10 protein-coding genes are annotated in these 13,450 nt (G+C 68.4%); 9 read left to right on the top strand and 1 reads right to left on the bottom strand.

Annotation, left to right across the window (positions count from 1 at the left end; translation table 11 throughout):
* Positions 1 to 535: 535 nt before the first annotated feature.
* Entirely contained in the window at positions 536 to 2,968 is a 2,433-nt protein-coding gene (locus SCNRRL3882_RS40505) for a DEAD/DEAH box helicase (protein WP_010049001.1), read from the top strand.
* A gap of 518 nt (positions 2,969 to 3,486) precedes the next feature.
* Here SCNRRL3882_RS40505 and SCNRRL3882_RS40500 read toward each other — a convergent pair.
* Positions 3,487 to 5,136: a hypothetical protein gene (locus SCNRRL3882_RS40500; protein ID WP_158688490.1), complete on the bottom strand. Its 1,650-nt coding sequence runs from the start codon at positions 5,134 to 5,136 to the stop codon at positions 3,487 to 3,489.
* An 850-nt stretch (positions 5,137 to 5,986) separates the two neighbouring features.
* On the opposite strand from SCNRRL3882_RS40500, the gene SCNRRL3882_RS40495 reads away from it, so the two are divergent.
* The 8 genes from SCNRRL3882_RS40495 to SCNRRL3882_RS40460 all read left to right on the top strand — a co-directional run bounded on the left by SCNRRL3882_RS40495 (position 5,987) and on the right by SCNRRL3882_RS40460 (position 12,992).
* On the top strand, positions 5,987 to 6,373 hold the full coding sequence (locus SCNRRL3882_RS40495) for a phosphoribulokinase (RefSeq protein ID WP_158688491.1): 387 nt from the start codon (positions 5,987 to 5,989) through the stop codon (positions 6,371 to 6,373).
* 134 nt (positions 6,374 to 6,507) lie between these two features.
* Positions 6,508 to 7,086: a hypothetical protein gene (locus tag SCNRRL3882_RS40490; protein ID WP_158688492.1), complete on the top strand. Its 579-nt coding sequence runs from the start codon at positions 6,508 to 6,510 to the stop codon at positions 7,084 to 7,086.
* 509 nt (positions 7,087 to 7,595) lie between these two features.
* Positions 7,596 to 8,129 carry a Pycsar system effector family protein gene (locus tag SCNRRL3882_RS40485; RefSeq protein ID WP_010049008.1) on the top strand — a complete coding sequence of 178 codons (534 nt, stop codon included), beginning with the start codon at positions 7,596 to 7,598 and terminating at the stop codon, positions 8,127 to 8,129.
* 113 nt (positions 8,130 to 8,242) lie between these two features.
* The gene (locus tag SCNRRL3882_RS40480) at positions 8,243 to 8,812 is read left to right on the top strand and encodes a Crp/Fnr family transcriptional regulator (protein ID WP_010049010.1); all 570 of its coding nucleotides are present in this window, start codon (positions 8,243 to 8,245) and stop codon (positions 8,810 to 8,812) included.
* A 169-nt stretch (positions 8,813 to 8,981) separates the two neighbouring features.
* Positions 8,982 to 9,737, top strand: a complete 756-nt coding sequence (locus SCNRRL3882_RS40475) for a hypothetical protein (protein ID WP_050810353.1) — start codon at positions 8,982 to 8,984, stop codon at positions 9,735 to 9,737.
* A complete protein-coding gene (locus tag SCNRRL3882_RS40470; RefSeq protein ID WP_010049014.1) occupies positions 9,734 to 11,761 on the top strand; it encodes a hypothetical protein in 2,028 nt (675 codons plus the stop codon). The genes SCNRRL3882_RS40475 and SCNRRL3882_RS40470 overlap by 4 nt, the downstream gene beginning before the upstream one ends.
* Entirely contained in the window at positions 11,758 to 12,522 is a 765-nt protein-coding gene (locus SCNRRL3882_RS40465) for a hypothetical protein (RefSeq protein WP_029181815.1), read from the top strand. Before SCNRRL3882_RS40470 ends, SCNRRL3882_RS40465 begins: the two co-directional genes overlap by 4 nt.
* Entirely contained in the window at positions 12,519 to 12,992 is a 474-nt protein-coding gene (locus tag SCNRRL3882_RS40460; RefSeq protein ID WP_158688493.1) for a hypothetical protein, read from the top strand. The genes SCNRRL3882_RS40465 and SCNRRL3882_RS40460 overlap by 4 nt, the downstream gene beginning before the upstream one ends.
* The last annotated feature ends 458 nt before the right edge of the window (positions 12,993 to 13,450 follow it).

The following is a 13,450-nucleotide window of genomic DNA, read 5'->3' as shown; positions in this document are numbered from 1 at the left end:
CCCCATCGCTGCGCGATGGGCAAGCGAACACCCGTGCTCCGCACGGGTGTTGCGCTCGTGCTCCGCACGAGCGTCACCTGCCTTGCTGCGCAAGGCAGGTGACGCTCCGTCCGCTGCGCTCCCGGAGCTCTGCGGCCTGCGGCCTCGTGAGGGCGGCTTACGCTGCGCTCCAGCCACCCCGTGGCTCGATGCGCCACGCAGGCCGGCCCCGCTGCGCGGTGCGGCCAACGGGCCTTCGGCCCGAGCAGCGAGGGGAGGTGCCCTGCATCAGGTGATGCAGCATTTGTACCGAAGTATTTGACGCTCGTCAGGTTCTTCCTATGACGGTGCGTCATTTTTGAGGGGGTGCATTGTCCCATACTGCTGGGGCGGGATGGGCGTCTTCGAGGTTCGGGTGCAGAGCCCGTCGGGCATGAGCCATGCTCACTTATAGCGTGTGATGGGCTTGGCCTCTGGGGCCTTGCATCATAAATTTCTCCTGTAGAGATTCTACTCTGAGGGCCTACTGCCCCCGTAGATCGGAAGGCGGGATCTCGTGCCCAGGAAGCAGCGGCTCCGTCCTCATCAGGTCGAGGCAGTTGACGCAGTGGTCCGTGCGCTCGGGTCTCCGATGAGCAGAGGGCTCGCGGACACAGCGGTGCGTGCGCAGGTGATCGCGCCTCCAGGGGCAGGGAAGAGCCTTATCGCGGTCTATGCCGCCCAGGGGCTCCGTGCCGAACAGGTGCTGGTTCTGGTGCCCACACTCGATCTGCTGGGTCAGATGGTGGGTGTATGGCGTGCCGGCGGCCGGGGTGGTCGGTTGTTCGGGGTGTGTTCCGAACGGGAGCAGGCCGCTGTAGGGGTGCGGTGCACCACGGATGTTAATGAGTTGGCAGGGTGGCTCGCCCATGAGGGCCGGGTGACGGTGTTCGCCACGTATGCGGCTGCCGGGCTGGGTGTGCTGGAGCGTGCTCATGCGGCCGGTGTGGGTCGGTGGGATCTGATGGTGGTGGATGAGGCCCACCGGACGGCGGGGGTATTGGGGAAGCCGTGGGCTGTGGTGCATGACGATCGGCGGTTGCCGGCGGTGCGGCGGTTGTACATGACGGCGACTCCACGATTGTGGGAGGTGCCTGGGGTTGAGGGGGCGCCGACCGATGGGGCGGGACGGCTGGTGGCGTCGATGGACGATGAGGAGATCTTCGGGCCGGTGGTGTACCGGCTGACGATGTCGGAGGCGATCGAGCGGGGGTTGATCGCGCAGTACCAGGTGGTCTGTGTGGACATCGCTGACTCGCAGCTGTCGGCGGTGCAGTTGGTGGGTGCGCAGGCGTATACGGATGAGGTGCGGGGGGTGCGGTTGGCGGCCTTGCAGACGGCGGTTTTGAAGACTGCTGCGGAGCACCGGTTGCGGCGGGTGCTGACGTTTCATCATCGTACGAGTGAGGCGGAGGCTTTCGCCGGCGGGCTGGGGCGGGTGGCCGCGTCGCTGTGGGAGGCCGATGCGGCCTCGTTCGTGGAGCCGGGGGCGGTGTGGGCGGACTGGCTGTGCGGGGAGCATCGGGCGGTGCACCGGCGGCAGGTGCTGGAGACCTTTTCCGCTGGGGTGGTGAAGGATGCCGTGATGGAGTTGTGCGTGCTGTCGTCGGCGCGTGTGCTCGGCGAGGGGGTCGATACCGCGGCGTGTGATGCGGTGGTGTTCGTGGATGCGCGGGGCTCGACGCCTGATGTGGTGCAGGCCGTGGGCCGGGCGCTGCGGATGCAGCCTGGGGAGGGCAAGGTGGCCTCGCTGGTGGTGCCGGTTTTCCTGGAGCCGGGTGAGGAGCCGGACGAGATGCTGGCCTCGCGGTCGTACACGCATCTGGTGAAGGTGCTGACCGCGCTGCGCGCGCACGATGCCGAGGCCGTCGAGCAGCTCGCCGTCCCCCAGGCCCCCGGCCGGCAGGCTCCCTCGGTCACGGGCGGGACGGCGGGTGGGGTGGTCAGTGGGGCGGCGCAGGGGCTGTTGCAGTTCTCCACGGCCCGGGACCCGGTGCAGTTGGCGGCGTTCATCCGGGCGCGTGTGCTGCGGCCCGAGGGCGAGTACTGGCGGCGGGGGCTGCAGGCCGCGACCGCCTACGCCGCCGATCACGGGCACCTGCGGATCCCATACGGGTATACCGCCCCCGACGGCTTCGCACTGGGGGTATGGATCGCCAAACAGCGCATCGCCTACCGTCAGGGCACCCTGGCCGAGGAACGGGTGAGGGAACTGGACGCAGCCGGAATGGTGTGGTCCCACCGCGAGGTGGCCTTCTCCGAAGGCCTGGACGCCGCACGCCGCTGGGCGGCGGAGCACGGGCACCTCCTTGCCCCCGCCGAGGCAACCTGGCAGGGCTACCCCGTGGGGATCTGGCTGCGTGACCAGCGTGCCGCCGCACGACGAGAACGAGCGGTGCAGAACGGTCCCGACGGGGGCCGGGCATCGGGAAAGCGTGACGGAGCGCGGCGGTGGCGGGAACTGGAGGCGATCGATCCCGCTTGGTGCCCGGTCTGGGACATCGCCTGGCAGCGGTGCTTTTACCTCGCCCGCGCCCATGTGAACGGCGGCGGGAAACTGCCCACTGAGCCCGGGGAGCTCGTCGTCCAGGGCGAGGACCTCGGGCGCTGGGCCGGCGCCCAGCGCACTGTTGCCGTATGGGACGGCTTGCTGCCCGCGCAGCAGTGGCTGCTCACCGAGGTACTGCACTTGGCGCCGGGCGAGGGGCAGCCTCAGACAGGCCCTGCCCCGGGCAGGACGCGGGCGCAGATGTGGGCCGACAACCTCGCCGCAGCCCGCCAGTACCAGCAGCGGGAAGGGGACCTGAACGTCCCTCGCCAGCACGTGGAGACCGTGGACGGCGACGACCGTGCGCTGGGAGTGTTCATCGCCAATTGCCGTGCACGTAAACAGCGCCTGGCCCCTGAGCGGGTGCGGGAGCTCAGTGACGCCGGGATGAAGTGGGCCTGAGCCCCGGGTATGAGGTGACCGGGGCATGGTCGGGCGTGGGGGCAAGGTCAGCGGCGGAAGCCTCGGCGTGGGTTTCGGGCCTCCCTCTTGTTGAAGGGTGTCGAACCAGGCGAGCAGGCGGAGGTCTTCCATTCCCAGGCCCTGGTTCGTCGGGCTGTCTGGGTCCTCGATGCCGGTAAGGGATGCGCCGAAGAGCATCGGGACGTCGTGGTCTTGGAAGAGAAGTTCGGAGCAACTGTCCCACGTGCAGTCGTCCTCGTGCTCGGGCAGTGCGTGGTGTTTCCGCCCGTTCGCCGAATGGGGCGTCCTTCGCGCTGCCCGGCGCCGAGCAGACAACCCGCGCAATCGCAGGCGATAAACCCGGTGCCGTCAACGATCACCCTCGAAATACTGGTCGCCTACGGATGAGGTCAAGGTCGTCGTCGCCCACTCCGAGCGCGCGACCCTGCGGGCCCGACTGGTGTGAGTGCGGTCTGACGCATCGAGCAGCAACTTCCAGTCGGGTCGAACTCCTGGCCTCAGGGGACGTCGGGCGCGGTCTCGAGAGCCATCTGTACCTCCGCGGTGAGCGGGTGACCGATGCCGAGCACCCGGACACAATCCTCGGTTAGTTCGGCGAGACGCTGATCGCGATCTCGCGGGCTACCGCGGGACACGTATAACAGGCGGGCCCTGAGCGTCACTTCGTGGTCCGGTCCAAGCAGTCGACGGGCGTCCGCATACAAGCTCTCAGGGGTGGCATCCACGACCGGACGGCTGCCGCCGACGTCCGTATCGCCGGTCTTCAACAGGGCGAGCCGGATGCGCAGCATGCTGAGGCTGTCCCAACCCATGGAAGCGTTCGCCGTCGCCAGGAGTTCGTGACCGATTTCCTGAGCCTCGGTGACAGCGCCCTCGTCGTGTAGCGATTCGACATACGTGAGTTTGATCTTCACTGCTTCGGGGTGCAGGTACCCGAGAATGCGGTCAGCCTCCGCTGCATTGACGCGGGCGATGTCGACCATCTCTGACAAGCGCTTCGACCCGCGCAGCACGGAAATTAGCGCCGCCCGGGCCCACAGCACCCGCTGGTGATCTGCGCCGAACCGCCCTTCGGTGTCCTCCACCAGATTGACGGCGCAGTCAGTAGCCTCCGCCGTCTCACCGCAGCGGATCAGGCCCTCGACGACGCTGGCTCGCACCCACAGAACTATCGGGTGGTGCGGGCCCAACAGCTCAGACAGACCGGGGATCTCATGACGGAGGTAGTGGACCGCGGAGTTCCAGCCCCTGACTTGGGCGGCCGCGTACAGCGCGTCGATCCGGGCCAGGCTGAGGTCCAGCGCGTCCACAGCCGGATCGCCTTCCCAACGAGTGAGCAGCCTGTTGGCGTGGTGCCAGGCGCCAGTCCAGTCGCCGGCGGTGCCTACCCAGTAGACGAGCCGCCGCTCAGTCAGACGTGTGTAAGGCGAGTCGGGGCCGAGCATCTGGCGGGAGTCTTCACGAACGGCTTTGGTCAGCCGGACCGCTTCCCTCATTCGACCCGCCTCCCCGGCCCAGTAAGCCGCGGCCTGCCGAGCGGCGAGCGTGCCTAGATGGTCACCGCCGAGCCGCTGGGCGCAGCGCTGGACGAGCTCGTTGGCTTGCGAGGCGGCCGCCTCCGGACGGCCCGAGCGTCCCAGATGCCGGATCGCCGTGGCCAGCTCCCCGATCTCCGGGTTGCGGGCGGGCCAGAGTTGCTCCACTGGGGCCAGCCGCACCAGTCCTGCAGCGTCGCCCTCCCCTGAGCCGTCGTCGTCTTGTTCGTCGCCCCAGCAATTGGCGATGGGGCGGGCGGTCTTCGACAGGGACTCTGAGACCAGCATCGACCACCTGCGGGCCCACCGGTCTGCGTCCCTCCAGTCAGCGGGCAATGCGACGCCTCGCTCATCGGCGGCCTTCAGGCAGACCGCGACGAACGTCATGACGCGGGGACGGTCGGCGACAGATACATCGCCGTTCTTGAGCATACGGTGAGTGGTGGTGCGAGCAAGCACCTGCATGCCTGTCGAGCCGAGGGAATTAAGCCGCCTTCCCTCGTGGAACTGCCGCTGCGACAGTTGCTCGATGCGCTCGTACGAAAGGCCAGCCAGGCGCTTCATGGCGCAGAGGTCGTCCATGAACGACATCAGCATTCTCGTGCGGTGCATGTCCCCCATTGGCCACGTCCCCCGGTCTCTGCCCTGCACCTGTTCCGCATTAGCTCTTCCCCGGATAGGTATCGGGCTACGCGGTCAGGGCGTTCCGAAACATCCCAACATGGGGCTCTGACCGCCGAGATGCTGGGCTGTCGCCGCACAAGTGCCGGGGGGTTGGTCGAAGCGGTGAGAAGGCAGTGACTCCCGCTTCGCCTGCACTCTCCCGATAACTGCCCCGAGCGGCGGCATCCGTGAGCTGCCCGGGGCATCCTGACACGTCCCGGCGACAGCACCGGATATCTGGGCCATCCGGGGCTGTCCCAAGCCGCGTGCGGATGGTGGGACAGCGGCAGATTGAGGGCGGGGAGTCGGGTGCAGCTTGGAGGGCAAGATCGTGGATACGTGGAATCTGTTGCTGATCATCGCGGCTGCGGTTTGTGCAACCGCCCGTCTCGTAGCGTTGACCTGTGGGTTTCTACGGGTGCTGCGGGGCTCCCGGCCAGCGGACCGGGTCGAGCTGTTCGCCTGCTTCACTGCTGCCATCAGCGGCGCCCGTTCACTACGCCGTCGATCAGGATCGTCTTGAACACACTGGGCCCCTGTGGGACGTTGGTGCCACCGGGCGGCCGCGGTGAAGAGGTGGATCTTGTCGAGTGCTATGGAACCGCTGGCAAGCGTGCACCTCAGAGGCTGCGCGTGCATCTCCCGGGAGATGCACGAGTCCGCCGTACGGATCGCGGGCGCTGTACATGGCCCCTCTGGCCGACCGGATTTCGTACTGGCCATCGACGGTTCGTCCGGAGCTGGGAAGACGACGTTGGCTGCGTGCATCGCAGCCCAGTCCGGGGCCGACGTGTTTCACATGGACGACATCTATCCGGGCTGGACGGGCTTGGAGCAGGGTGCCCAGTACCTCGTCGATTGGATACTGCGCCCACTGTCGGAGTCCCGCCCGGCAATCTGGCGCAGATACGACTGGTACACGGGGGAATTCGCCGAGACCCACACGATCAGTCCCGGCGGACCGCTGATCGTAGAGGGCGTCGGTTCGTACAGCCTGCAGTCGGCGCCGTACCTTCACTCCACGATCTGGGTGGAGGCAAACACGCCGCAGCGCCGCGCACGCGTGGAATCCAGGGATGGTCTCTCCACGGCCCAGATGTGGCCACTGTGGGCAGCACAGGAGGAGACGTTCCACCGCAAGCACAGGACACGGGAAGCGGCGGACTTCCTGATCCAGAATCCCTGATCGTCTCCCTGTACAGCACCGTTCTGACCTCCGGCGCCGCCAGCCTGATCGGCCCTCGGGACGTCCGACACCAGGAGGCCGGCTGTATCCCGCGCCGCTCAGTCGAAGCGTGGTCGCCATCGGCTGGAGCGACCATGGTGAGAAGACACGGCCGGCTACGCCGACCAACTGGCCGAGACCGCGGCGAAGAGGCATCCACCTACATCCTGATCCGCGCCGTGTTGTACCCGGGCGGTATCACCGACCTCAATCTCCTGGAGTTCGACGCACGCAGCGCGACCACCGCCTTCCCCGCGCAGTACCTGTGGGGCCCCGGGTTCGTGAGGAAACCCTCGTCTGGTGACCATCAGGCCGAGTCCGATCTGTGCGACTACCTCCTCCAGACCGTCCTCGTCCGAGTTCATGAGGGCCACATCGGCCTGCCCGTGTATCCGGGCGTCGAGACCGCGGTCGATGCGCAACGCGGCACCTGGCACGCGTTGCGCGTCGACCGCGGTCTCGACGCCCTCGCCCACCTCCGGGCCCTCGCAGACGCCGCGGCGGGACGCGCAGAGGAAGCGGAATGCCAGGTGTGCCCTGTGGATACGCTCGCGACCGAGGACCTTGCGGCAGTTCTGAAGGCAGCGCGCGGCGCAGGCGCGGACACAACGCCATTGCACGTCCCGGACGTGCGCACGCCCTTCGCGCACTGGCTTGCGGGTTCGGCGACCTGACAAGGCGTACGGCTACAGACGATGTCACCTCCACACGCTGAGCCGTTGCGCCTCCCACGGGCCCGGGCGCCAGCCGGGTGGCCCCCAGACGACGATCTGCGGGGCGAGGTCGGGCACTTCACCAACCGGTTCGTCACCGCCTTGCACACTCCGCAGCAGCGGGAGATCTTCCTCAAAGCCCCCAGACCAGGCACCGGCTACCAGGACCACAAAGGCGGAAGGGTGAGGGCATCGTCCGCGTGCGCCCGGTGGGGTGCGGGGTGTCGCGGTGAAGGCTGCTGGGGGGCGACCGTGGCCGGTAGTGGGCCGACGTCAGGACACCGCAGGTACCGGAGGGTGCACCTGAGGTGTCACTGACCGTCGAGTGGTGCTGCTTGACCGGGGGACGCGCTGTGGCTGTGACGGGTTCAGCATGCGCGGTGCCCTGCAGTGGGCGCTTCGGCTGACGGGGTTCGTGCACGGTGAACGGGTACGGAAAGCGGCGGCGCAGGGCCTGAAGGAGGAGCTACGTGCCTGACATCGGCGAGGACTTCGGTTCGACGGGCCTGGTGGGCCGTGGCTGGCTTGAGGCCAAGGCTGCTGAGATGTTCACCGAGGTGCAGCGGGCGGACACTAAGGCGGCGGCCTTGTGTGGCGTGGCTGGTGGTTTGCTGGCCGTCGACGCTGCAGCTGTGTCGGCTCTGCCCAGTGCTGGGGCTTTGTTGACCGCTGTCCTGGCGGGCGTTGCCGTTTTACTTGGCCTATCGCTTATAGCGGCTTTGTCCGCGATTCGTCCCGTTCTGCCGCGGGGCGGCCGGCTCAGGGTTTTCGCGCGGGAGGCTGTGGACTGCAGCCGGTCCGAGGAGGTCTTGTCGGCCGTGGCGGCCATGAGCGTTGACGGGCCTGCGCGAGCCGAGGCCGAACGACTGGCGCTGTTCACGGCTTTGGCGGGCCGGAAGTTCCGCACTGTCAGGCGGGCTGCCGATCTCATTGCAGCCGCCGTTACGTTGGCCGGAATTGGGTTGTTGATCGCTTACACGCCGCTTGAGAGTATCGCGGCGTGACGGCCGCCACACTCGGGGGAAGTATGTATCAGCCGCATGCTGCGGTCATCGGTGAGCGTTTATGGTCCCGGTTACGTGACTTGGCCCCTGTTCGTATGCGTCCGGCCAGAAGTGTGCTGCTGCGGCAGGGGGATCCCGGCACGCATGTCATCCTGCTGGCTTCCGGATCCACCCTGGTGACCCTGACCGGGCTGCACGGGGAGCGGACGCTGCTGGCGGTGCGCGGCGCAGGAGAGCTGCTGGGCGAGCTGGCCGTCCTGGACGACCAGCCGCGCACCGCGTCGGTCATCGCTGCGGAGGACTGCCGGGTGCACGTCATCCCGGCCGTTGACTTTCTTGGCTTCGTCGACTCGCACGGGCTGCTGACTCCGCTGCTGCGTCACGCCATCGCCCGGGTCCGCGAAGCGGAGACGGTACGGCTCGAGCTGGCCACCGCGCCGGTTCCTGTGCGTCTGGCCTCGGCTCTGGGCCGCCTCATGCATGCCGCATCCGCAGGCCACGCCGAGCACGTGGTGCGTCTGACCCAGACAGAGCTGTCACAGATGATCGGCGCGTCCCGCAATGCCGTGGGAACGGCGCTCAAACCGTGGCGCGAGCGGGGGTGGCTGGCCACGGAGGCTGCCGGCGGGCTCCTCATCCGCGACCTCACCTCCATCCAGTCACACGCGCACGCCCACAGGTGACCGACCACACCGGCACCGTGCCCACTGCTGGGCACCACCTGGGCCCGGGCACGGCCAGCATGGGCGCCACCGCAACTTCCCGCGACCCAAAGGCCGGTGACCCGTGACTTCTCCTGTCCCGCCCGACGCTGTCGATGTACCGCCGGAGCACGCCCTCCTGGTCGTCGACATGAAGGAATACAGCCAGATCCCCGAGGCGAAGATGGCGCCCACCCGCACCGATCTGGACGACATCTTGGCCACCGTGTTCGCACAGAGCCGGATCGAAAGCATCACCCCGCTCGACAGTGCCTACAAGGACCGGGGGGACGGTGCCATCTTCGTGCTGCCCGCCCGGCACGCAGCGCGGCTGGTCGATCCCTTCCTCGGCCACCTCGGCCAGGCGCTCGAGCGCTACGACCAGACGCGGCTGGCCAGCGCCCCTCGGATCCGGCTGCGGGCGAGCGTGCACGTCGGGCCGCTGACACCGCCGGAGCACCGCGGTGACGCCGCCGTCGATGCCTGCCGGCTCGTCGACAGTGACGCAGTCCGCGACGCCCTGGCCGCTGCGATGGACCATGGCGCCCTCTTGGCTGCTGCCGTGTCGGACGCCGTGTTCCGCCGTACCGTACGCGCCGGCCGCACGCCCGCTCTCACGGAACGCCAGTTCCTCAAGGCCACTGCCCGCGTGGACGGCAAGCCCGGCTTCGAGGAGACATGCTGGCTGTTCGTCCCGGGGCTGGTGCCCTCCGTGATCAGTGCCTACCTCGCCAGGAGTGGCGATGCAGCACCACGCGAGCCGCTGGATTCCGCCGCGCAGCAGGCCGCGAAGGGCCGGGAGGCCAAGGAGCGCAAGTCCAGTGTGAGGCAGAAGGGGAAAGCCAGCGGCAAGGCGCGGCTGGTGCAGGTCGGCGGCGACTACATCACCGGTCAGGAGCAGTCATGAGCGGGCCGGACATCATCGAGGCGGTGCCCGTCCAGCAGGCCGAGGCGTCCGGCCGCGCACGCGTGACGCAGGTCGGTCGCGACTACGAGGAACACCACCACCGGTACGTGCGCGGCTGGGAGTACCTGCGCGGGGTCGGGATGGCTGACCGCGAGATGGACCTCGTGGAGAACGCGTTTGTCGATGCCCTGGGCAGCAACGGTTCCGGGCAGGTGGCGCACGCCGTGAGTATGCTGAACCGTCCGCACGGCAGGCGCCACGTGCTGGTGCTGCTCGGGGAGACGGGCACGGGCCGGCGCGCAGCCGCGCTGCGCGTGCTGCACAGTGTGGGGGTGCCCCGGGAACGGATCCGCTGGCTGGTCCTGGACTGGGACCGGCCGCGCACGGAGCAGCTTCCCCACACCAAGGGGCACGGGTTCGTCTTGGATCTGACGGCCTGCCGTGGGCTGGACGAGGGCTTCTACACCGGGCTCGCCGACTACCAGCAGGAAGCCGAAGCAGCCGAAGCCTTCCTGGTTATCCTGGCGACCCCGGAAGGCTGGAATCCCGGGACGCTGGCGACCGTGCCCAGTGTGCGCATGATCCGCCCGCCGGCGACCGAGATCGCCAAGGCCCACCTGCGGCACCTCGCAGCCGACCGGGTGGACTGGCTGTCCAGTGCTCCCCTGGACGCGCTGCTCGCCCAATCGGCTGAGCCGTCCGACGCCGCTCGTCTGGCCCTGCTGGTCGCTCAGGCTGGCGAAGACAACCGGGACGCGGTCAAGCAGGAGTTCACCGACTGGCAGGACCATCTGCAGAAGTGGTTCGAAAAGCATTCGAATCCGGAAGACCTGCGTGAGCGAGCGCTCCTGATTGCCGCCGCCCTGCTGGAAGGTGTGCCGGCTGACGTCGTGCTGGATGCTGCGGACCGGCTCTTCGCGGAGGTCGGCGGCGTTCTGCCGCCTGGTGGCGCGCTGGCCGGCCGGGGCCTGGACGAACGGCTCCACGCCATCAAGGCCTCACAGGACGACGACGAGGCGCTCTCGCTCGAGGCCCGGCAGCACGGACTGCCCGAAGCGGTCCTGAAGTACGTGTGGCGGCAGCGGCCGCAGCTGCGCCGGGTACTGCTGCAGTGGGCCTCGCACATCAGCGCACCCAACGGGGTCGCCGTACGCCATCTGCGTCGCATCGCCGACTGCCTGGTGCAGCTGTCCTTGCTGCCCGGCGGCTCGGTGGTGCAGTTGGTGGCGAGCGACTGGATCGCCACGGGCCGCTCCGCGCACAGGGAGCTGGCCGTTGAGGTCCTGGAAACAATGGCGCTCCACCCGGTGACGGGCGCAGGTGTCCGCAAGCAGCTGTACGACTGGGCCCATCAAAAGGGCACCAGCAAGGAACTCGCCACGGCAGTCGCCGATATCTGCGCCGGCCGTCTGGGACAGACGTATCCGCGCATCGCGCTGACCCGGCTGCGTCTGCTGGCCTCGCGCAGCGACGGCCTGGCCCGCGAGGCGGTAGCCGAGGCGGTACGCCGTCTGGCGAGCACTCCTGAACAGCGCATCCTGGTGCTGTCGGAAATCGTCGGCTGGGCCGAGGCCGCCGACAGCGATGTCCGCGAGGCCGGAACAGACACGTTTCTCGCCCTCACCGACATCGCCTGCGACACCCTTCTCCCGGTGCTCGCAGCGCGGGAAACAGGCGAAGACGCCGCCGACACGCTCGCCGGTGAGTTGTTCGTCCGCGGCTGGCGGGCAGCACTGCAGGACCCCAATGCGGCTGGGACGGCCCATGCGCGTCTGGCCGCATGGCTGGACTCCCCCCGGTTGTCCGACGACCAGGTCCTGCCTCTGGCAGCGGCGGTGCTGCACGGCCATCTCGGCCAGCGGGGCGCAGCCGAACTGCTGGTTGGCTCCTCCGGCAGTTCTGACCTGGGCAGGATGCGGCGCAGGCTGCTGCTCGACCTGCTGATCTCCCAGCACACGGCCTCCCCCGCGGAGCCCGGATCCGCCGCAGAGCCCGGCAACGACGCCATCGTCACGGCCGCGTGAGCATCCTCCCCTGGCGCCGCACAACCGCAACTGCCGCCCTCGATGCGGCCGAGACCCAAGGGGCACATCCGCTCGTCATGAACGACGAGCGGATGGCCAGCTGCATCACCAGCGTCTTCTTCACCGTGCGCGTCGACGGTGCATGGCGCCGGACGCACGCCGATCCGGCAGATCACCACGACCCTGCCGCGCTCGCGCGCCACCACCTGCGCCAGCAGGCCACCCGCCTGCTGTGCCAGTACTCCGTCCTCGATCTCGGCGCAGCCCAGGACGCAGCCAACACCGCCCTGATGCGGTGGAGCCACCCCATCCCCGGCCTGGAGGTAGCTGGCTCGGTTCAGCTGACCGCCACGGCACGCGACCGTGACTTGGCCGCCGAACATGCGCGCCGGCAACAAACTTTGGACCTGGAGGACGCGCTGCAGATGCGCCGTCTGGCCCATCTGCAGCGCGTGCTCGCCGACCCAGACCTGAGAAGGGTGTGGTGGATCGCCGAATTCCCCGACCGACTCAGCGAGCTCAAGGAACTGACAGACGCACTAGAAGGTCTGCCGCTGCCGCATGACCCCGCACAGGACGATCTGCGCGGCGACATCAGGCACTTCACCGACCGGTTTATCACCGCTCTGCACACCCCACAGCAGCGCGAGATCTTCCTACAAGCCCTCACCCAGACCCTGCACGCCCTGGGTCACCACGACCTCAAAGACACCGCCGCCCGCTGGCAGCAACGCGACGACCCCGGGAGCACGCCGACATGAATTACCGCACCACACGATGGCTTTTGGCACCTCTGCGGCAACTGCGCACCCGCCGGCTCATGGCCCAGCACGGACCGGCCCTGCCGTATGACACCGCATGGGCCCTGATCACCCTGCACACCGCGCCCGACGAAACCGCCCTCGTCCGCGCCTGGGCCAACGAACACCCCGGCACTCCAGGAGTACACCACGATTACTGGCACAAACTGAGCAGCACAGAACAACGCCGCCGCCGCGCATGGCTGCAGCGCCACGGCCACTCCCCCATCCAGCTCCTCGGCCTGGACCCGCTCCTCGTCCACAGCACGGGCCTGCACGTCCTCGACTGGGGGCGGCCGCCAGAGCCCGGTAACACCTTCGGCGACGAGCAGGTGAGCGGTGTCCTCAGCAAGGAGCCGGCACCACGGGGCGGCGACGGCATCAGCCGCGACGGCGAGGAGGGATCACGGCGAGCAGACGGCCGTAGGTGACGTATCGGCCTGCTGCCGACGATCGCGCCGACCAGGTGCACGGCATTGATGCGCAACGAGGCGCGGCTGGAACCGTACAAGCGCAATGAGGTTCTGAGCAGGTGTCTTCTTCCGCACGGCGGCAACCGGTGAGGTGGTGCGGCGGATCAGCCAGCCGGCAGGCAGTCGTGGGGAGTCGGGCCAAGCCCTGGCAGGGGCTGCCAACTGCCGGGGTGTTAGCGCCACACCCGACGACCCGGCAGCGCGTGGGTCTTGCGGCATCGACCCGGGGCGCCAGCAGGCACCGGCCGACCGCAACGAAGCTGGCGGCCGCGGTCGCCGCCACGGGTCTCTTCGCGCGCTACCACCTACCCGAGCACGCCCGCGCCGCATCCGCCGCTCTCATGACGGAGTAGCGAGACCAGTCGGCACGCTGTAGATCATTCACGGGACAGACAGTTATCGGCACTGCATGTCAG

The organism is Streptomyces chartreusis NRRL 3882 (assembly GCF_900236475.1).
In the GTDB taxonomy this organism is placed as follows: domain Bacteria; phylum Actinomycetota; class Actinomycetes; order Streptomycetales; family Streptomycetaceae; genus Streptomyces; species Streptomyces chartreusis_D.
This window is presented reverse-complemented; position numbering and strand designations above follow the sequence as displayed.